The sequence below is a fragment of the Actinomyces ruminicola genome (assembly GCF_900103885.1).
GTDB classification, from domain to species: domain Bacteria; phylum Actinomycetota; class Actinomycetes; order Actinomycetales; family Actinomycetaceae; genus Actinomyces; species Actinomyces ruminicola.
Genome location: NZ_FNIM01000008.1, coordinates 33,591 through 53,418, shown reverse-complemented (window position 1 = coordinate 53,418; position 19,828 = coordinate 33,591). Strand labels below are relative to the sequence as shown.

Genomic DNA, 19,828 nt, shown 5'->3' with positions numbered 1-19,828 from the left:
GGTTCCTCAGGCGCACAGCGCGACGATCCACCGACCCGGGGCCTCCAGCCGGAACGGCCCCCGGCTGTACGGAGCGTGCACCACCTGCCTGTCCTCGTCGATAACCAGACGGGTCCCCGTCCGGTCGACCAGCACTGTTCCCACCGCGTCAACCGCCATGAGCTCATCATGCCCGTAGTTCGCAACGCCGCCGAGCCGCACCAGCGCAGGCGCGTCGGTGAGGGCGGGGCGGGCCTCGTCGGGGCTGATCAGCCGTGCCGTCCCGGTGACCGTGGTGCGTCCCGCCGCCATGGCGTCGATCAAAGCCGCGGCCGTGCACTCCTCCGCGGCGATCCAGGTAGTCGGCATCCCCGGTCGCAATGGGGTGGAACGACCATGAAAATCGCTGCCGCCGATGATGATCTGGCTGCATCCGCACGCCGCCGCCCAGGCCAGAGGCCCCGTTCCGCTGGGATTGCGGTAGGCGGAGCCGTGGAAGAGCTCCGCGCCGGCGTTGCCCGGCAGCAGGGGATGCAGCCATGCGCAGTCGCCATCAACCGGGTGGTTGATCGAGATGAAGCCGCCACGCCGTTCGGTCTCCCGCCTCCAGAACTCGACCTCCCGACGGAAGTCGATGACACCGATCGAGCCCCAGGCATTGGCGTGCCCACGGTGGGTGGTGATCTCCTGCCCCGGAATCAAGGTGATGCCGTGGCGCTGACCCACGGCGCCGAGGTGCTCGTGATGGCTCACAGTGTTGTGGTCGGTGCAGCCCAGATAGTCCAATCCCGACCTGACTGCCTCATTGGCGAGTTCCCACAAGGACAGCTCCCCGTCGGAGTGAAGGCTGTGACTGTGCGGATCACCGGCGTACCAGGTCATGCCCGGCGGGGCGGGCAGGCCGCGATCGGAGCCGCGCAGGACTCGTCGTACGGGTGCTTCACGAGGGCCGTGGAATGGGCGGGCGTTCGCCGGAGATGCCACGGTGACGGACACGTCAACACCGTCGGCGGGAAGTTGATGCAGCCCCAGCAGAACCGCCCAGGCGCCGGCCTCCAGACCCGGCAGGTATCCGGGAGTGGCGTCGTCCTGCTCGATGACGTAATTGGTCCGGGCTGCTCCCGACCAGCCCCGCAGGCCGTCGGGACCCAACAGGCCCAGGTCGATCACCGCGTCCGCCGCGTTGTCGTGCACGTCCAGGGTGACCTCGACAGAACCGGGATGCGGCGGCAGGGTGAAGGGGATCTGCAGATAACGGTTCGCAGCCTGGTCGGCCAGGGTTGGATGCAGAGTCGCATGCTCAAGCAGCGTCATGACTCCGTCTCCTGCTGCGCTGCATCCGTGCAGCCATGCGACTGCACGTCCTCGCTGGGGCCGCCCGAACGTCGTCGCAGCGTGAGGATGGCTGCCGCGGGAACATCCAGGTCCCACAGCGAGACGGCCTCCTGTGTCACCGTCCCGGTCAGGTCGGTCCTGTCCCACTCCCCCGCGGCGCGTACTCGCAGCGGTTCGGGGTGGCGGTGATAGTTCACGAAACGCGCCTCAAGCACGCCATCGTCCAGACGACGAAGAGACTCCAGCGCCACGCGCCCGTGCGTGCTCAGGGGCGACGCAATGCTCGCTGCGGTGGCGAGCCTGTCCGTGCCGACAAGGCAAACGGGATCGAAGCGGAACTGATCCGCATGACGGATGAGGTCGGAGTCGTCCCAGTCAGGGCATGACAGGTCGATGGCGAAGTCGGTGGTCACGACCGTCCCCAGATACTGGGCGTCGGGCACCGCGACTTCCGCGCCCGCTGGCTCATCGCGCAGCGGGTGGAGGTTGACGCTCATGAGCCCGACAGCACGCAGAAGGGTCAGGGCGATCTCGTCGGGACGGCCTGAGGCCGCCCCCTCTTCGTCGGCGAAAGTGAGTATCTCGTACTCCATGGTCCGGTCGGTGAGGACGGCGACTCCACCGGCGTGGACGAAGCGCGCGGCCGGGTAGGTCGGCAGGGGGTACTCGCCCCAGCCGCCTTCGCCGGCACGGCCGCGCCAGGTGACGCCGTACTGTCCTGCGGCGGCGGCTCCCTCTACCGCCCGCCGACGGATGGGAACGTGAATACGGAGACGGTGATTGCCCGCCGCATTCACCAGGCTGGTGCGCACGCGCACGAACCGCTCGCCCTGACGTAGTTCCAGTCGCGTGTCGATGCCCTGGTCGCAGGCCTGTGGGCTGCGTGACCGGCCGTCCGCCCCCAGCCCAACCGGGATGCGGTACACGCGGTGAATCCGGATCCTTCCTCGCAGGGGACCGTGCTCCTCAACCAGTACCTCTGTGCTGACGGGCTGCCTGACCGTGCCGGATGGAACGGGCCCATAGTTGTAAGAGTCACCCCGGTCGCCCTCGTCGACAATGGCGAGGGCGCGGTCAATGGCGCTTCCACTGGGCAGATCCGTGACTCGGACCAACCCGTCATCATCAATATCGACGCGTATGAGGCCGTTCGTCATGCTGCGTTCCGAGGCCCTTACGGGATGTTCTACGTCGCCGTCCCCGAGCAGGGCGACGCTCATGCCCGCCGCGCGGCCTGCCAGCAGCACTCTGCACGACGGTGAGGTCCGGGTGACCACGTGCCAAGTAGCATCCGGGTCTGCTCCCTCCAGACGGCAGTGGAGCTCCCGGGAGAACGCGTCAGGGTCGAAGGCGCCGGTGTCATGGCGGGAGGTCTCAAGGACGAGCTCGTCCTCCCGCGGAAAGTGGTAGCCGCATATGGTGCGGCCGAAGAGCTCTCGGCCGTGAATCCGTCGCAGCAGGCGGGGCATATCGACGGCGTGAATCCGCTCGTCGCCGATGACCGTGGGAAGCGCCTCTATGAGCTGCGCCCCCTCGGGGATAGCGTCGGCCTCGACGTCCAGCACCGTCTCCCCATGCAGCACTCGCTCCCAACCGGATTGGTTGAAGGCGGCCGCCGCTCCTGCCGGCGTACGGCCGGCCAGCTGCGACAGGGCCGTGTCGATGGCCCCACGAGCCGTATGCGAGGCTACTCGCAGACGATTCAGCACCTCCGCCGCCGTATCGTCGCAACCACAGCCGGTGGCCGAATCGTGGGCTGATGACTCCACAACGAGTCTCCAGCCCCGTTCACACAGCATCCGGAGGGAGGGGCCGCCCGTCGCGGCGTCGAGCCGCTCCGCCGTGGTGAGGTCACGCTCCGCACGCGCCATGGCGGCCTTGAGCTCGGTCCTGACCGACAGCACGCCGGGCAGGATGTTGCCGCGAACGTGTGCACGCAGCTCACCGACCACCACCGGCAACTCACGCAGATGTGCGGCATCGTGTGGGCGCGAGGCGACCACCTCACCGAGAGTCGCCAGGGTCAGGCGGGCGTCCGGGCAGCGTGCGTTATGGCCGCGCACCAGACCGAGTAGATCCGCCCGCGGAGTCATGTGATCGGTTCCGAACATGGCCATCGGCGGAGATCCGCGGAAACGGGCGGAGTGGACCCGCAGATACTCCGCCACGAGCCGGTCGAGTTCCTTCTCCGGCTCGAAAAGCTTCAGCGCCGATCCGTAGCCGTCCCACAGGTACTCGACGCGCACCTCCGAGCCGTCCAGTGCTCTCCACCGGAATGCATCGGTGTCCACCGCAGCCGGAACCCCTCGCCACAGAGCGGCGTCAACCATGCCGAATCCCTTGAGCAACTGCGGCATTTGGGCGGCGTGGCCGAACATGTCGGGAAGGTAGCCGACCCGCATCACCCCGCCGACGGCCTGGGCGGTATGAATACCCTGCTCGAGGTTGCGCACCATGGTTTCGCCGTCGCAGCAGAACTCATCCATCAGGATCGCGAACGGTCCCACCGCCAGTTGTCCGCGGGCAACAGCGGCACACAGCCTCTCCGTGTTCTCCGGGCGGATGGCAAGATAGTCGTCGATCATGGCCGTCTGGCCATCCAGGGTGAAACGGTACTCGCCGTCGTCCTCCAGCAGATCCAGCAGCCGGTCGATGACGGGTATCAGGCGTGCCCGGAACACGTCGTGGGGCTCATACCACTCCCGGTCCCAGTGGGTGTGGGGAACGAGCCACATGGCGGTGGGAGCGGAGTCATCCGAATGCATTGTCACTGCCTCCTCCGATCAGTGTGCCGCCTTCGGTTTCAAAGACCAGAACTTTGGTCATCGGGAAGGTGAACCAGCAGCGCTGCCCCGGTTTTGGAAGCGGATCCTCCCCGACTACTGCCTGCAGGCGATCCGCTCCAGCACGCATGGTGAGCAGAGTATGGGCACCCAGATTCTCCACTGTGCACACCTGCCCGGCGATGGCGCCAATGGCGGGCACCGACCCGACGGCGGGACGGGCGTCGGCGGGCGACCAGCCGACGTACTCTGGGCGCACGCCCCAGGTGACCCGGGCGCCGTCGGTCAGCGCGTGTACCGCCTCCGAGGGTGCGGGAATTGCCGCATCCATCGAGGCGATTCGTCCGCCGTGCAGAACGCCGTCGATGAGGTTCATGGGGTGCGCACCGATGAAGGAGGCGACGAACTCGTTCGCAGGGGCGTGGAAGATCTCCCTGGGGGTACCGACTTGCTGGATCTTCCCGTCCTTCATAACGGCGATGCGGTCGGCGAGGGCGAGGGCCTCGGCCTGGTCGTGGGTGACGAAAACCGAGGTGACCCCGAGCTCGCGCTGCAGCTCCTTGAGGAAGGTACGCGCCTCGAGGCGCAGCCGGGCATCGAGGTTGGACAGGGGCTCATCGAGGAGGAGCACCTCGGGGCGGGTGGCGATGGCACGGGCCAGGGCGACGCGTTGCTGCTGGCCGCCGGAGAGCTGTCCGGGCCGACGCTCCAGCAGTTCCTCCAGAGACAGTTCCGCCGCGGCGTCGGCGGCGATTCGCTTACGCTCACTCCTGGGAACCTTGCGCACACGTAGCGGGTAGGCGATGTTGTCCGAGACATCCATGTGCGGGAAGAGGGCGTAATCCTGAAACACCATGGCCACGCCCCGTTCGCCCGGTTCAACATTCGTCATGTCAACGCCGCCGATGTGCAAGGTGCCCTCGGTGATGGTTTCCAGTCCGGCGATGGTCCGCAACAGCGTGGTTTTCCCACAGCCGGAGGGGCCGAGCAGGGCGAAGAACTCCCCCTCCTTGATCGACAGGTCGATCCCGTCGACTCCGCGCACGCCATTGGGGTACTGCTTGACCAGGCCACGCATGGTGATGGCGCCTGTCATGACTTGATCCCTCCGTAGAAGCGGAAACCGAATCTCCTGTTGACGTAGAAGTAGATGACCAGGACGGGCGCCGCAAACACGAGGGCGAACACGGAGATGAGTCGCAAATCGGCCTGACCGGACTCGGTGTAGAAGGTGTACATGAGCACCGCGGCGGGCTGACTGTCCGGATCACGCAACAGCAGGTAGGGGACCAGGAAGTTCCCCCATACCTGCACGACCGTCCAGATTGAGACAAAGGCAATCCCGGGCCTGGCGACGGGAATGACGATGTCGGTGAGGATCTTGCCGGGGCCGGCACCGCACAGGCGGGCAGACTCCTCGTATGACTTGGGAACGGAGTCCATGAAGTCCTTGAGGATGAACACGACCGTGGGCAGCAGTCCACCGGCCAGGACCAGGACCACGCCGGTATGGGTGTTGATGAGGCCGATGGCGTTCATCAACTGGAACGTGGGGACCATGGCGGCGGTTCCGGTGACGATGGACGACAGCAGCAGCATGGCGTACAGAAGACCGTCCCGTCCCGGAATGCGCACTCGGGAGAGCGCATAGGAGGCGAATGTGCCCAGCACCACCACCACCGCCATCGTGCCCAGGGCGATGACCAGGGAGTTGGCAATGGATCTCATCGCATAGGGGTTGTCCAGCAGGCTGCGGAAGCTCGATAGCGTCCATCGCGGCCACTTCACTGCCATGGTCGGGCTGCCGTCGAACGGGGCGAGGATGAGCCAGGTCAGGGGGAGGGCGAAGAACACGCCCGCCAGGGTCGTCGCCACTGTGAAGACGATTCGTCGCACGAATCTCAACGTCGGCTCCTTCCCGCGCGCATATAGGCCAAGGCGATCACCAGGTTGATGAGCAGCATGAGCACCGACAGGGCGGCGCCGCGCCCGAGTCGTCCGCCGGGAATAGCGGTCTTATAGATGTATACGGACAGGATCTCGCTCCGCCTGCCCGGGCCGCCGGCGGTGAGCAGGTAGGGGGTGAAGGTGTTGAACGTCCACAACGTGATCATGAGTGTGTTGGTCAGAATGTGCCCCCGGATCGTGGGCAGGACGACGTCGCGCAGCTGTTGCCAGCCGGAGGCGCCGGCCATGCGCGCGCTCTCCAACAGGGAGGGTGCCACCGAGGACAGCGCCGAGGAGAAGAGCTGCATGGAGAACGCGGTCCCGCACCAGATGTTGAAGATGATGATGACAGCCATGGGATGTTCAATGAGCCACGCCTTGCCCGGCATGTTGAGCAACACGTTGAGCGTGCCTCCGCGTCGGTCAAGCAGGGCGATCCACAGGAAGGAGACGACCGAGCCGGGGATGACCCAGGCGGCGAGCACCACCGACTCCAGAAAGGTGCGCGCCCAGCCGCTGAGCCTGCGCGTGGACCAGGCCAGGGCGAAGCCGACGACCGTCTGGCCAATTACCCCCGACAGGGCGACGAAGACGACGGTCAGGCGCAGCGAGTTCCAAAAGGCAGGGTCGCGCAGGGTGGCCAGATAGTTGTCCAATCCGACGAATTCGGTGTGCGCGGCCGCCAAACCGGTGAGCCGGTAGTTGGTCAGGCCCAGATAAATGGTCCACACCGCCGGAAACAGGAGAAACAATACGATCAGGACCAGCGCGGGAAGCACGAAGAGCGTGGCGCGTCCGCGGCCGAGGCCGGCTACGTCCTCGGCACGCCTGCGGGGGCGCTTGGTGCGAGTGCGTGCCACGAGATCAGTTCCCATTACCGACCGCGTCGGCTCCAACGATGCTCTCGAGAGCGCTCACGTAGGAGGCCACGGCGTCATCCACGCTGATTCCTGTGACCACGTCGAGGGTCGCCTGCTGTAGCAGCACGGACACCTCCGGGTACTCGGCCAGGCCGGGGCGGTAGGAGGTGATCGGCAGCACCTCCTGCGAGACGAATGACAGCATCGGGTCGCTCGCAAGCAGCTCCTCATTTACGTCGTCACGCGGCGAGATCGACAAAGTGCCCTCCGCCCGGGCCTTGAACGCCTCTGAAGAGTTCATGAAGGCCAGAAGCTCCCAGGCGAGTTCGGGGCTCGCCGAGTTCGGGTTCAGCACCCTGGCAGTACCGCCCGACATGGACACGAAGTCCTGTCCATTGACGCCGTCCCCGGGTGTCATGGCGGGGATCTTCGCGTATCCGACCGTGGTGTCGCGGTCGGCCATGGGGGCGGTACCGACCCCCTCGGCCGGGTTGATGACCGAGCGCCAGAAGTAGTCGCCCTCGAACAGTATGGCGATGCGCGCCTCGGCGAACTCCTGGAAAGAGGCGTCGCGTCCCGAGGCCTCCTGCTGGAGGATCGGATCGCCGAGTTCCTCATCGACGTAGATCGTCTTGTACAGGCCCAGGACATCCCGAATTCCGTCGGTGTCGCCGGCCCATCGGCCATCGGACCAGATGGTCTCTCCGGCGCCCGCGAGCATGGGCAGGAACCCCTGCATGGTGGTGGCCTCCCCCATGGCGGTTCCGGCGTTGAGCTGAAGGGGCACGACGCCGTCGACCCGCTGTTTGAGGGTGCGTGCGGCTTCGAGGATGTCGGCCCAGGACGCCGGCTGCCAGTCGGCGCTCAGTCCGGCCTGCTTGAAGATGTCCCGGTTGTAGTAGATGACGCGCCCGTCGGCGCCCTGCGGCACGCCGAAGCGCTCACCGTCGAAGGAGGCAGCCTGCTGGACGCTTTCAGGAATCTGCTCCCACCCGTCCCAGGAGGCGACGGCGTCCCCGGCAATCTCCTCGAGGGGCTCGATGTAACCGGCCTGGGCGAATTCACCGATCCAGATGCCGTCGAGCCCGACGACGTCGGCGCCCTTGCCGGACTGGAAGTCGAGTGCGGCCTTCGTCTTGTAGTCCTCGTCGTCAACGCCCTGTGCCTCGAAGACCACCTTGACCTGCCTGCCGGCCTCCTTCTGCGCGGCGGTGAACTCGGGAATGACCCAGTTCGCGATCCAGTCGGCTTCGGCGGCGTTCTTCCCCCCGGCGATCGCGTTGGTCATGATGGTCAGGGTCGTAACGCCTGACGTGGAGCTCGGGATGGACTGGTCGCGGGATGTGCAGGACGCCAGTGCGAGTGCTGCCGACGCCAGCGCCGCGCCTGTGATTGCGGTACGTCGCGTGATGGATGACTTCATTGTCATTACCTCCATGGTGTGTGGCTCCGCGCCCGCCACGGGCACAGTCGCGTTCAATACGCCCGCGGAGTGCCCGGACGACCCGACATCACCTCCTCGTGATGTCCGCCACCCATTAGTCTGGACTTCTGAATAAATGCTGTCAACGCCTGCCTGGGCAGTGTTACGTACTTGGGACTCCGATGGGTACGGGTGCCAACGAGTAGAGGACGAGTAGAAGCGGACCGCCCAGTCACACCGAGGAGGTGGGTGGACGAGGAACGTACAGGCTGTCGTGTACCACCGCCGCGGCACCGACTGCCCCAACGTTCTCCCCCATTGCAGACGAGAGCACCGACACCGGGTGCGGCCCCCTGGCCGACGGCCGCCGCACGGCGCGCCCGGCCGCCGGCGCATACCAGGGCCTGAGCAGGTTCCAATAGGGACCGCCGAAGACGACCGTATCTGCATCGAGGAGCTCCACGGCCATCATGACCAGTTCCGCCATGCGCGCGCCCGCCGCGGTCAAGAGCGCATCGGCTTGCTCATCGCCATCTGCGGCGGCGGCGCACAAGCGCGTCAGAAGCCGCTCAACGGCGGCAAAATCCGTACGTTGCGGGGGCGTTTCCGTCTGGAGCCCCAATGCGTGCGCGCGCTCAACTATGAAGGCCGGGTCATTGTCCATCCCCAGGTGGTCCCCGGGAGTGCGCGATCCCAGCGCGGTCATCATCGTCCCCACCTCTCCGCTGTTTCCGGAGAATCCGCGTATGGGCTCACCATTGACCGACAGCCCGAGCCCGGTCCCCGTCCCCACGTAGACGAAGATCATGGTCGAGTCGAGCGAGTCTCCGCCTCTCACCCAGTTCTCACCGATGACCGCCGCCAGCGTGTCCTTGACGACCGGCACGGAGATCCCCAGGCGTCCGCCCAGCACGCCGCCCAGCGGCACGGCATTCCAGCCCGGCAGCCAGGCGGGGCGGTCCGGCGCGCCAGTCACGGGACTCAGCGGCCCGGGGATGGCGAGGCAGGCACCGGCCAGACGTTGTGCGTCAAGGGAGTGCTCAGTCACCAGCCTACGCACGGACTGTGCAACCCGCGCCATAGTCGTATGGGGATCGTCGGGATCCACTTGGCTCAACGACGACACCGCAATCACACTTCCACTCAGGTCGAGTGCAACCACGGTAATGACCGAGGGGTCCACGTGTATGCCAACGGCAACCTTCGCAGAGCCGACGATATTGAGCAGGATACGGGGGCGGCCACGTCCGTTGACCTCCGTACCTACCTCCGCAAGCATCCCCTGTCGTTGCAGGCCGCGCACGATCGCCGACACCGTTTGTGCCGATAGACCCGTGGCAGCGGCGATGTCGCGTTGGCTGCATGCGCCCAGGCGGCGCAGGGCATGGATGACGACGTTGGCGTTGTATCTGCCCAAGTCAGCCAGGTTGGTGCCCGCCCGCATCGAATCGCCCTTCCTGCGGGCAGTCGCCGCAGCTCACCATGACCGGCGCCGACCCGCAGGATCAGCGTACGCAGCCTCCCGTGGCCCGTGAAGTCACGGGAGGCGGGAGCCTCACCGCCACCAGGCCGGCTCAGGCTCCAGCAGGCCGGCGGGATCGGCGTCGGCGTAGTCCCCCAACCGCACGCACCGCAGCGCGGGGTCGTCATAGGTCGAGTAGTAGTAGGTGCCCGTGCGGGCCGAGTAGCAGCCGGTGTACAGCGTGCGCTCGTAGGCGCCGTCGGCCATGAGGGCGGCGCCGTCGACCATGGACACGTTCCCAAGGGTGTGGAACAGCCGGGAGACATTCTCGGCCTCATTGTCCTTGAGGGGATAATGGGCGTTGAGGAATGCGGCCTTGGCGAACCGGGAGGGCGAATAGTAGTCGCCCGGGATTCCTCGCATTCCCGCTCCGGAGCCGAAGGGAACGAGTTCGGCATCGCGCCAGTGGGCCGATTCCGGAAGGTCGCCGGTGGCCGTGATGAATGTGCGCAGGTTCTCCATGTGCCAGTCGAATCCGGGCTGATTCGCGAGGGTGTCGACCGGGTTGTGGTGAATGTGCAGCCCGTCATTCATGCACTCCACGACGATGCTGCGCCGACCATCGCCGATGATCCAGTGCAGCAGCGAGACGCCGAGCTCGTCGCTGACCGGCTTGCCGACGATGGCGGTCTCGCTCAGAGCCGCCTCGACCTCGTCGACGCCGGGGAAGTTCGCGGTGACCCACAGGGGGAACTCGTAGGCGGCCACGTTGGTCTTTCCGACCACGGGACCGTCCTGATAGCGGGCGTAGCCGGGGAAGTTCAGCCCGGCCACGCCCAGGCCGGCATCGTTGCCGCAGTCGAAGTACAGCGGATAGTCCTCGAAGACGATGCCCATGCCGATGACCGCGTGTGCGGCCGGGCCATCGTCCCCGAAGGCCGAACGGACCTGGAAGCCCCGCGGCACGATGACGATGCGCTCGCCGTAGGACGTGCTCCAGTCCAGATTGCGCCCGAAGTACATGTTGCCGTCACTGTCCGTGAATCTGATTGCCGTGCACATGGCCCCTCTTTTCAAGATTGAGCGTTGACGACCTATTGGCTGAGAGGAACCGAGTGGCCCTCTGGAAGGTAATTTAGTACCACACCCACGGACATGTGGGACACTTCACCAATTCGATACGGCGGACGCGGTTATCTGGGAGAACCATGAAATTAGACTGCGGTTCTCCGGGGCGGCGAGTGTGCCATATATAACCGGGCGCATTATGGCTTGTCCGACCCGGGCAAGGGGCTACCGGCCACGATCTCGGCCACGCGGAACACCTCGTCCAGCTCCGGCGCCTGGCCGAGGTAGGCCAGCCGGTACACGAATGTGCCCACCAGCATGTCCACGGCAGTATCCGGATCCGGTCCGTCCCACTGCCCGGCGGCCACCGCGCGGGCGATGGCATCGATCGCCCCGTTGCGGAGCGGTGCGATCACGCGCTCCCGGTACGCAGCGGCCGCCTGCGGATGTCCGGCGAGCTCCATGCCGAGCCCGGGCAGCGCCGTCGTCAGGGGCGGGCGCATGAGCAGCTGCCACGTATGGATGACGATGTGGACAAGGTCCTCCAGCGGGTCCTCCCCCGGCGGGAACTCGCGGGGGCCCAGGGCGGCGTCGACGGCGTCGACGGCGAGCTCCGCCAGAGATGACCAGCGCCGGTAGATCGTGGACTTGGGGACCCCGGCGCGTGCCGCCACCTGGTCGGCGCGCAGGCCGTGAAGGCCCTTCTCGGTCAGCAGGGAGAATGTCTCTTGCAGAATGCGCCTGTCCAGAGCGGCATCACGCGGGCGTCCGCCGCGGCCCACGCTTCTGCGCCGAGCAGTATCGGCCCGCGCCGCGGACCGCAGGTCCGCCTCGTCCCCGTCGTCCGGCTTGTCAGCCACGGCGCCCTCCTCATCCTCTCGCCGACTTGCGCGCGATTCTTCCATCGCACGCCTTTTTCCGCTACCGTGGGTTGCGCAACTGATGGTCGCGCAATGCGGGGAGGACTCATGGACAAGGTGGATCTGGCGACCTCGGGACTGTTCTTCTCCTGGCTCGCCCACGACCTGGAGGAATACGCGACCATGCCGGGCCGCGCCCTTCCCTATATGCGCTCACTGCCGTTCCTGCCCGAGGAGGTGCGCCTGCGCGGGTTCTCCCGCGACCAGGTGTATGTGGCGCTGAGCCTGATGGGGGCGTTGATGGCGGCGGCCTCCGTGGACGGCTTCCGCACCCGGGGGCGTTCAGCCTTCTATCAGGCGATGCTCTACGGCTACGGCATGCACGCCTTCATGCACCTGGGCTCGGCAGCACTGGCCCGCGGCTACACGCCCGGCTGCGTCACCGCCCTGCCGGTGGTGCTGCCCTTCTGGCGCTTCGCCAAGGCGGCTCTGCGGGCCGACGGCGTGGAGCCGAAGGCGGCCCGGTGGACCATTCCGGCCTTCCCCGTCGTCGGCGTCGTGCTGCACGGGGCCGGGTACCTGGCCGCCCGGCGCTGGCGAAGGTTCGCGGCGTGAGACGGCCGAGCCCGGTGGACGCGGCCACACTGGGACTGGCTGTCTGCTACCTGCTCAACGACTCCGAGGAGCTGGCCACCTACCGGGCCTCCTCCGCCTGGCTGCTGCGCCGCGCGCCGGAATGGGTGCCGCTTCCGGAAGGGGCGCGGCGCGAGGGGTGGAGTCAGGCGCACGTGAACCTGGCGATCGCGCTGATCGGAATCCACTGGGTGGGCGCCTCGCTGGCCGGATACCGCTCCGAGGGCCGCTCCGCCTGGTTCCAGAACGCGGCGGCCGCCTGGGGGCTGCACGGCTTCGTCCACCTGGCGGCGTGCGCAGCCCGGCGCGCCTACGTCTCCGGGGCGCTGACCGCGCCGGCCGTGATCGCCTACGGGGCATGGGCGCGCCGCACGCTCAGGCGTGCCGGAGTGCCGTCGCGGGTCTCGGTCGCCGGGGTGGCCGCCTCGCTGCCGGTGCTGTGCGCCGCGCACGCCGGGGCTGAGCTACTTCTCGCCATCGCCCGGCCGGCTAGCGGTACCGTGGCAGTTAAGCCCTGACCGGATAGGAAGACAGCAGAGGCCGGCGTGACACGTGTACTGGTAACCGGAACAAGCACCGGCCTGGGGCTGGGCGCCCTGGGCGACCTGCTCGACGCCGGGGCGCAGGTGGTGGCACACGTGCGCCGCGAGGAGCAGCTATACGAGGTCCGCCGAGCGCTCGGGACGCCACTGCCCGGCGTCGTCGGGGACCTGGCCGACCAGGCCGAGGTACACCGCGTGGCCGAGCAAGTCGCCGACCTGGGCGGCGTGGACGCCGTCATCCACAATGCCGGCACCATGGACGAGCGCCTGGTACTGCCCGTCAACGTCGTCGCCCCCTACCTGCTGACGGCGCTCATTTCCGCGGAGCGGCACGTGTACCTCTCCTCCAGCATGCACCGCGGGGCGCGCCTCAACACCGACCGCCTGACGGGACTGGACTGGACGGGTGCGCGGCCGACGGCGTCCTACTCGGACTCCAAGCTGCTGGTGACGGCGCTCGCCGCCGCCGTGGGGAGGCTGCGACCGGGCACCTGGGCCAACGCCGTCGACCCGGGCTGGGTCCCCACCCGCATGGGCGGCGCCGGCGCCCCGGACGACCTGGAGGCCGGACACCGCACCCAGGCGTGGCTGGCACTCGGTCAGGACCCGCGCACCCGCGTGACCGCCTATTGGCACCACATGCGCGCCGGGCAGCCCGACCGGCGCGCAGCCGACGCCGAGTTCCAGGACCGGCTCCTGGCGGCGCTGGAACGGGCGACGGGCACGGAGCTGGTATAGCCCAACCGGCGCGCACCAGCACAGACTTCCGGACCGTTGCACGACGGTCTCGACCCGGCAGCCGGGGCACGTCCCGGGCGCCCGTCACGGCGTCAACGACCTAGATTTCCCGCATGCCAATGCTTACCGCGCGCGGCGTCGCCACCGATGCCGCCCCCGACCGGATGCCTCCCCGCTCCTGGTCCCTCACATTGACGCTCACCATGCTCGGGCTGTTCTCCGCCTGGTTCGGACCCATCCAGGTACTGCTCGGCCTGCAGGCCTCACAGCTCGCCCCTGACCACAAGGAGGCCGTGCTCTCCCTGGTCACCGGGCTGGGCGCACTGGTGTCCACGCTCGGCAATCCGGTCTTCGGCGCCCTGTCGGACCGCACCTCCGGCCGCCTCGGTCGCCGCCTGCCGTGGATCGCCGGCGGCCTGGCCCTGGGCACGATCGGCCTGGTGGTCCTCGCCGTCGCCGACTCCGTGGGCGTGATGATCCTCGGCTGGTGCCTGGTGCAGGGCTTCCTCAACGCCGCCTACGCCGCCCTGAACGCCTCGGTCACCGACCAGGTGCCGGTCGACCGCCGCGGCCTGGTCTCCGGGCTCATCGGCGTGGCACAGACCGCCGGATTGGTGATGGGCGCCGGCATCGCTGCCGCTGCGGGCGGGACCCGCACCGGCTACCTGGTACTCGCGGTGCTCGTGGTCGTGCTCGGTCTCCCGCACGTGCTCAACGCCCGTGACCTGCGGCTGCCCGACGGCGCCCCACGTCCGTCGCTGCGCCACATCCTCGCGGGCTTCGTACCGCCGCTGCGCTCCCACCCCGACTTCGGCTGGGCGTGGCTGACCCGCTTCCTGGTCAACCTGGGCAACTCCACGGGCACCCTGTACCTGCTGTACTACCTCATGGACGCCGTCGGCATGGAGGCCGATGCCGCCGCGACCGGCGTCTTCATCCTCACCGGCATCTACGCCGTCGCCGTGTTCGGCTCCACCGTCTCCGGCGGCATCTGGTCCGACCGTCTGGGAAGGCGCAAGCCCTTCGTGATCGTGGCCGCGCTGGTCACGGGCCTGGCGGCGCTTGACCTGGCGCTGACCCAGACCTGGGTGGGCGCGATCATCGGCGCGGTTATCCTCGGCGTCGGCTTCGGCGCCTTCACCAGCGTGGACTTCGCACTGGTCACCCAGGTGCTTCCCTCCTCCGGCGACGCCGCCCGCGACCTGGGCATCATCAACATCGCCTCCGCCGGCGCCCAGGTGCTGGCACCCGTTATCGCCGCACCGATAGTGACCAGCTTCGGCGGCTATACCGGCCTGTACCTGATGGCCGCCGCCGTCTGCGTGCTCGGGGCCGTCTGTGTCACCAGGATTCGCACGGTCGCCTGACACCCCGGCCGCCTCGGGCAGCTGCCGCTCCCGCCACTCAGCCGAGTAGCTCAATCTCCCGCACGACTTCCCCAGGCGCATCCAGCATCACCAAGTGCCGACACTCTGGAAGGCGCCGCAGTCGGGTGCTGTGGAATGCCGATGCCAAGCCGGACGTCACTCCCGCACCAGCGAAGGGCAGTGCCTCCAGGACTACCGCCGTCGTCGGCGCCGGCAGGCCCTGGACGCGGCGCAGGGCCGCCAGCTCGGCAGCCTGGCCCCGGAAAGAAAGCCACTCGGATGCAGCGGCCCCAAGCTCTCGCTCGCCACTCCACAACGGCCGCCATCGCTCGGCGTCGACCATCTCCGGCCGCCTAGTCTGCCGCCTCATGCCAACTCGCAGAACCCGGCCCGCGACAGCGCGTATGGGACTGATGCGCAAGCAGCGTGTCGCCAACCGACTCAGCGGGCCCGCAGCAGCGCAGCTCCGCACCCGCTTCGGCGGCATTGAGGGATCGACGAGCACCACTCCCGACACCAGTGCTGGCCGCACGCGGGCCAGCGCCTCGGCCTGGAAGGATGCCATTGAGTGTGCCACCACCACCGCAGGCCCAGGTTCTGTTGCAATCAGCTCCGCCAGGAAACGGGTCTCCGCCGCCAAGGACGGCGGTCCGGTGCACACGGTCCCGTAATGTCCGGGCCGGTCCACGGTGATCACCCGTCGGCCCGGGAGGCCTGCGACAACGTCATCCCATCCGGCGCTGGATAATCCACAGCCGTTTAGGAACAGCACCGCCCGCCCGTGCCCCTCGCGCACCCGAATCGTATGGCCGCTCGGATAGCGCCTCTCACCGGTCCCCGAGGAATCAGCCATCCCTTACCTGCTGGCCTTCGTCCTCGTCCTCGAGCCGCCACGCAAGCAGCCCTATCCATGCTGAGCACAGCACCACCTGGATGATCTGCACCGCCCCCTGGGTTCCGGGGGCGAGCTTGGGAGCCACCGTGCTTGAGAACAGCAGGGCCGCGACGACGACCCCGAGTCCGGCGGTCGCCCGAACCCGCCCACTCCACCGCTCTCGTTCCCACCAGCCCAGCGCCACCAGCCCGATCAGCAACAGCATTGAGGTGGACACCACGGTGGAGGAGGCCTCGTGCACGCGCCTGACCAGGCTGGGAGTCGCTGCGCATACGGCGTCACGGCTCTCCGCGCACGGCAGGTTGAATACGGCGTCCGCCACAGTCCCGACCGCCACCACCAGCAGGGCCGCCGACACCTGCGCGGCGCGCGGACCGATCCATCGCCCCCAGCCTCGCCGTCCGAGGACCGCAATGACTGCGAATACGGCGGCCGCCAGCAGATCTCCCAGGCGGAACAGCCACTGGTAGGGCTGGTCCTGCGCCGCCAATTCGGACAGGTAGCCGGACAGCGCTCGTGGATCGCCGTTGAGCCTCCACAACAGCCAGCTGTTGTAGGTGACGATGGCGAGCAGGACGAGCACGGCCCGTCCCCGGTGGCGGCTCATCGCCCGGGCCTTACCAGCGGGAAGGCGATGGTCTCCCGGATCGAGGCGCCGGTCAGCATCATGACCAGCCGGTCCAGACCCACGCCGAGCCCGCCCGAAGGCGGCATGCCCTGCTCGAGCGCCTCGAGAAAGGCCTCGTCCAGCTCCATGGCCTCCGGGTCCCCTCCTGCGGCGGCCAGGGACTGGGCGGTGAGTCGTTCGCGCTGAAGAACCGGGTCCACCAGCTCGGAGTAGGCGGTGCCCACCTCCGCGCCGAACACGATCAGGTCCCAGCGCTCCGCCAGGCGTGCGTCGCCACGGTGGGGACGGGTCAGCGGCGAGGTCTGTGCCGGGAAATCCGTGAAGAAGGTGGGCTCCACGGTGGTGGACTCGGCGAGGTGCTCGTACAGCTCCTGCATCAGGTTCCCCCACTCCCAACGCGGGTCGTATGGCATGGCAAGAGCGTCGGCGTGCGCGCGCAGTGCCTGGACGGGGGTGTCTGGACCGACCTGCTCGCCGAGCCCCTCGGAGACGGCGTCGCATACGCTCACCGTGCGCCATGGGGCGGACAGATCGATCTCGCGCTCCACGCCGCCTACCCGACCGCGCACCACGGTGGTGCCCAGCGCCGCACGAGCCGCGGCAACGATGAGTTCGCGCGTCACGTCCTTCATGACGTTGTAGTCGGCATGCGCCTGGTACGCCTCGAGCATGGTGAACTCGGGGTTATGCGTGGCATCCGCGCCCTCATTGCGGAAGTTGCGTCCGATCTCGAAAACGCGCTCCATGCCGCCGACCATGAGCCGCTTGAGGTATAGCTCCGGTGCGATGCGCAGGTACAGGTCAAGGTCATAGGCGTTGATGTGCGTCTTGAACGGGCGGGCATTGGCGCCGCCGTGCACAGGCTGCAGTATGGGAGTCTCCACCTCCAAGTAGTCCCGTGCCAACAGCTCCTCGCGCACCGCCTGGATGGCGTGGGCACGGGCCACAACCATTTCGCGCTCCCGCGGGTCGACGATCAGTGCGAGATGACGCTGACGCACCCTGGTCTCGGGGTCCCTGATGCCCCTGCGCTTGTCCGGAAGGGGGCGCAGTGCCTTGGACGTCATGGCCCAGTCCTGCACCAACAGACTGCGTGTGCCGTTGCGGGACGCACCTACCTTGCCGGAAACCATCACCTGGTCGCCGGAGCGCACCAGTCGCTGGAAGCGGCCGACGGCGTCCGCCCCGGCACCGGACCGTTCCAGGATCGCCTGCAGGTCCCCGCTGCGATCGCGTAGGTCGGCGAAGACGACGCCTCCGTGGTTGCGTACGGCCAGTACCCGCCCCGCGACCGCGCAGTAGTCCCGCGCATCCGCACAGGAGGAGTCCACCTGGACCAACGGCGGGTACGGCTCGAGGCCCTGAGCGAGCATGGCCTGACGTGAGCCGAGGCGTGAGCCGAACTGCTTGGTGCGGCGCCTGGGCGGAGCGGTACTGACCGATCCCATACTGATCGCCGCCAGACGTGCCGAGTCCTCGTCGTCGCGGCGAGGCTGCTGGATATCCGTGGCGGATGAGAACCATGCGGGAGGAGAAACAAATCCCTCCGCGACTCCCATGGCAAAGGCCACGCGGGCCAGGTCCCCTCCGTCGGGGTAGCAGATCATCCGTGGATGCCAGCCCGGGTTGTACTTCGCGTTGGACCGGTAGAGGGACTCCAGCTGCCACCAGTGGGAGGCGAGCAGCAGCAATCGTCTCCACAGACGCCGAACGGGGCCGGCGCCGATTCGCTCCCCCTCCACGAACGCCGATCGGAAGACCGCGAAGTTCAGCGACGCCCGAGTGACACCCAGTTCGACGCCGTCGGCTATCAGGGACACAACCATGAGCTCGGTCACACCGTTGTCGGCCTCGGGGTGCCGCCTCATCACGTCCAGGCTCAGACCATCCGCTCCCCAGGGCGCAAAGGAGAGCAGTGCGGCAACTTCCCCGCGCTCATCGCCGCCCGGGAAGAGGGCCTCGACCATCATGCAGTCGCCGTCGGAGGGGTCACCCAGGCGCCCCAGCGCCATTGAGAAGCCGCGCTCCGCCTCTCCCCCCAGCCATTCCTGCGCGAGGTCGGCCAGTGCCGAGAGCTCGTCGGCGGGAATCGAGCGATGCCTCCGAATTCGTACCGTGTACCCCAGCTCCTTGAGACGACGAACCGGTCGGCGCACCTCGGGCATGTCGTCGATCCGCACTCGTGCGAAGTCAAGCACGGCCTCGTCCCCAATGTGCAGTGCCCGCAACCCGGCATCGGCGTAGGCGCGGGCGCCCGCCTCGGAGACCCCAATGACGGCGGGAGTCCACCCGAATTCCGCGGCGCGGCGGACGAAGGCGCGCGCCGCGGACGGCCAGGTGGACGGATCCCCCAAGGGGTCGCCGGAGGCCAGCGCCACGCCCTTGGCGACCCGGTAGACCACCGCGGAGTCGTTAGTGAGTAGTGCGGACTTGTCTCGGCGCGTGGCGAAGTAACCCAGCGAGTCCGCCGGATGCTCCGCCAGTAAGGTGCGTACTCGGCTCTCCTCCTCTGTCGTCATCTGCGCGATCTCCTTCTGGGAACGCAGCAACATCCCGAAGGCGATGAGGAAACTGACCGCCCATCCGAAGCCGAGCAGACTCACCAGCCACTGGGGGGACGCGTTTCCGGCGAGCAGCCCGCTCAACTGTTCTATTCCAATGCCGGATATGGCGAACTTGGTGCCGATGGCGGCCAGGGTGACGCAACCGGCAAGGATCAGGAATACCACAAGGGCGCGGCGGCTGTTACCCGGCTGGGAACGTACCGTGTAGCTCCGGCGATACACCGTCAGCAACACGATGAGCACCAACAGCGTGGCTACGTTCACGATCAGGAAGGACCGCATGTCCGCCAGGTCTTCGTCTTGAAGCGCGACGATCAGGACGAGTGCGTGCAGCAGGGCGGCCAGCACCGTCATCACCGTCAGAGCCGTCCAGGCCGCCCGCTTGCGCTTGTGCACACCCGCTGCGAGCAGAAACAAGACCACCGCAGTCAGCCAGTCGATGGAGGGCAGAGGAATGATCCAGAGGAAGATGAACTCCAGGGCCGGCCCGACTCCGGGGACGGAGTCCAGTACGGTGTCTGCCAGCGCGAGAATGGCGATGACGTACAAGAACTTGGGCAGGAGCCGTGTGAATAAGGGATCGTGCGTCCGCATCGTCGGTGTTCGTTCCTTCCGGTCTGTGCCCGCGCGGGCACAGATGAGGATTCTTCACAAGAACACCGCAGTCGGGATCATCCCCGCGCAGGACATGGGACCACGAATCCTTGCCCCCGCAGGAGGATGCGACCATCCCCGCTCAGCGGA

The 19,828-nt window shown here is 67.6% G+C and carries 16 protein-coding genes; 4 read left to right on the top strand and 12 right to left on the bottom strand.

Going from position 1 to position 19,828, the window contains the following annotated elements:
- Positions 1–6: 6 nt before the first annotated feature.
- The 9 genes from BLR49_RS07780 to BLR49_RS07740 all read right to left on the bottom strand — a co-directional run bounded on the left by BLR49_RS07780 (position 7) and on the right by BLR49_RS07740 (position 11,717).
- A complete protein-coding gene (locus BLR49_RS07780) occupies positions 7–1,293 on the bottom strand; it encodes a PHP domain-containing protein (RefSeq protein ID WP_092535979.1) in 1,287 nt (428 codons plus the stop codon).
- Complete coding sequence (locus BLR49_RS07775) at positions 1,290–4,079, bottom strand: glycoside hydrolase family 38 N-terminal domain-containing protein (protein ID WP_092535976.1); 2,790 nt, start codon at positions 4,077–4,079, stop codon at positions 1,290–1,292. The genes BLR49_RS07780 and BLR49_RS07775 overlap by 4 nt, the downstream gene beginning before the upstream one ends.
- The gene (locus tag BLR49_RS07770; RefSeq protein ID WP_092535973.1) at positions 4,066–5,193 is read right to left on the bottom strand and encodes an ABC transporter ATP-binding protein; all 1,128 of its coding nucleotides are present in this window, start codon (positions 5,191–5,193) and stop codon (positions 4,066–4,068) included. Before BLR49_RS07770 ends, BLR49_RS07775 begins: the two co-directional genes overlap by 14 nt.
- Positions 5,190–5,993, bottom strand: a complete 804-nt coding sequence (locus BLR49_RS07765) for a carbohydrate ABC transporter permease (RefSeq protein WP_245690556.1) — start codon at positions 5,991–5,993, stop codon at positions 5,190–5,192. Before BLR49_RS07765 ends, BLR49_RS07770 begins: the two co-directional genes overlap by 4 nt.
- Before the next feature lie 5 nt (positions 5,994–5,998).
- Positions 5,999–6,904: a carbohydrate ABC transporter permease gene (locus BLR49_RS07760; protein ID WP_218121328.1), complete on the bottom strand. Its 906-nt coding sequence runs from the start codon at positions 6,902–6,904 to the stop codon at positions 5,999–6,001.
- Positions 6,905–6,908: 4 nt separating this feature from the next.
- On the bottom strand, positions 6,909–8,192 hold the full coding sequence (locus BLR49_RS07755) for an extracellular solute-binding protein (protein ID WP_218121327.1): 1,284 nt from the start codon (positions 8,190–8,192) through the stop codon (positions 6,909–6,911).
- 367 nt (positions 8,193–8,559) lie between these two features.
- Positions 8,560–9,771, bottom strand: coding sequence for an ROK family transcriptional regulator (locus BLR49_RS07750; RefSeq protein WP_092535964.1), 1,212 nt, complete (start codon positions 9,769–9,771; stop codon positions 8,560–8,562).
- Positions 9,772–9,882: 111 nt separating this feature from the next.
- On the bottom strand, positions 9,883–10,851 hold the full coding sequence (gene bsh, locus BLR49_RS07745; protein ID WP_092535961.1) for a choloylglycine hydrolase: 969 nt from the start codon (positions 10,849–10,851) through the stop codon (positions 9,883–9,885).
- 203 nt (positions 10,852–11,054) lie between these two features.
- A complete protein-coding gene (locus BLR49_RS07740; protein WP_245690551.1) occupies positions 11,055–11,717 on the bottom strand; it encodes a TetR/AcrR family transcriptional regulator in 663 nt (220 codons plus the stop codon).
- 108 nt (positions 11,718–11,825) lie between these two features.
- On the opposite strand from BLR49_RS07740, the gene BLR49_RS07735 reads away from it, so the two are divergent.
- The 4 genes from BLR49_RS07735 to BLR49_RS07720 all read left to right on the top strand — a co-directional run bounded on the left by BLR49_RS07735 (position 11,826) and on the right by BLR49_RS07720 (position 14,997).
- Positions 11,826–12,332, top strand: a complete 507-nt coding sequence (locus BLR49_RS07735) for an HXXEE domain-containing protein (RefSeq protein WP_092535955.1) — start codon at positions 11,826–11,828, stop codon at positions 12,330–12,332.
- A complete protein-coding gene (locus BLR49_RS07730) occupies positions 12,329–12,868 on the top strand; it encodes an HXXEE domain-containing protein (protein ID WP_092535952.1) in 540 nt (179 codons plus the stop codon). Before BLR49_RS07735 ends, BLR49_RS07730 begins: the two co-directional genes overlap by 4 nt.
- Positions 12,869–12,895: 27 nt before the next feature.
- Positions 12,896–13,630, top strand: a complete 735-nt coding sequence (locus tag BLR49_RS07725; RefSeq protein ID WP_092535949.1) for an SDR family NAD(P)-dependent oxidoreductase — start codon at positions 12,896–12,898, stop codon at positions 13,628–13,630.
- 113 nt (positions 13,631–13,743) lie between these two features.
- Complete coding sequence (locus tag BLR49_RS07720; RefSeq protein WP_245690550.1) at positions 13,744–14,997, top strand: MFS transporter; 1,254 nt, start codon at positions 13,744–13,746, stop codon at positions 14,995–14,997.
- Positions 14,998–15,034: 37 nt separating this feature from the next.
- Here BLR49_RS07720 and BLR49_RS13965 read toward each other — a convergent pair whose 3' ends face one another.
- The 3 genes from BLR49_RS13965 to lysX are packed head-to-tail and all read right to left on the bottom strand — an operon-like array spanning position 15,035 to position 19,678.
- Positions 15,035–15,850 (bottom strand): alpha/beta fold hydrolase, encoded by an 816-nt coding sequence (locus BLR49_RS13965; protein WP_092535946.1) that lies wholly within the window; start codon positions 15,848–15,850, stop codon positions 15,035–15,037.
- Positions 15,843–16,499 (bottom strand): DUF998 domain-containing protein, encoded by a 657-nt coding sequence (locus BLR49_RS07710; protein ID WP_092535943.1) that lies wholly within the window; start codon positions 16,497–16,499, stop codon positions 15,843–15,845. The genes BLR49_RS13965 and BLR49_RS07710 overlap by 8 nt, the downstream gene beginning before the upstream one ends.
- Positions 16,496–19,678, bottom strand: a complete 3,183-nt coding sequence (gene lysX, locus BLR49_RS07705) for a bifunctional lysylphosphatidylglycerol synthetase/lysine--tRNA ligase LysX (protein WP_092535940.1) — start codon at positions 19,676–19,678, stop codon at positions 16,496–16,498. The genes BLR49_RS07710 and lysX overlap by 4 nt, the downstream gene beginning before the upstream one ends.
- Positions 19,679–19,828: the final 150 nt, after the last annotated feature.

Coding starts and splice junctions, on each gene's coding strand:
- BLR49_RS07780 (WP_092535979.1), bottom strand. CDS start 1,293: ATGACGCTGCTTGAGCATGCGACTCTGCATCCAACCCTGGCCGACCAG.
- BLR49_RS07775 (WP_092535976.1), bottom strand. CDS start 4,079: ATGCATTCGGATGACTCCGCTCCCACCGCCATGTGGCTCGTTCCCCAC.
- BLR49_RS07770 (WP_092535973.1), bottom strand. CDS start 5,193: ATGACAGGCGCCATCACCATGCGTGGCCTGGTCAAGCAGTACCCCAAT.
- BLR49_RS07755 (WP_218121327.1), bottom strand. CDS start 8,192: ATGACCAACGCGATCGCCGGGGGGAAGAACGCCGCCGAAGCCGACTGG.
- BLR49_RS07750 (WP_092535964.1), bottom strand. CDS start 9,771: ATGCGGGCGGGCACCAACCTGGCTGACTTGGGCAGATACAACGCCAAC.
- bsh (WP_092535961.1), bottom strand. CDS start 10,851: ATGTGCACGGCAATCAGATTCACGGACAGTGACGGCAACATGTACTTC.
- BLR49_RS07735 (WP_092535955.1), top strand. CDS start 11,826: ATGGACAAGGTGGATCTGGCGACCTCGGGACTGTTCTTCTCCTGGCTC.
- BLR49_RS07720 (WP_245690550.1), top strand. CDS start 13,744: ATGCCAATGCTTACCGCGCGCGGCGTCGCCACCGATGCCGCCCCCGAC.
- BLR49_RS13965 (WP_092535946.1), bottom strand. CDS start 15,850: ATGGCTGATTCCTCGGGGACCGGTGAGAGGCGCTATCCGAGCGGCCAT.
- BLR49_RS07710 (WP_092535943.1), bottom strand. CDS start 16,499: ATGAGCCGCCACCGGGGACGGGCCGTGCTCGTCCTGCTCGCCATCGTC.
- lysX (WP_092535940.1), bottom strand. CDS start 19,678: ATGCGGACGCACGATCCCTTATTCACACGGCTCCTGCCCAAGTTCTTG.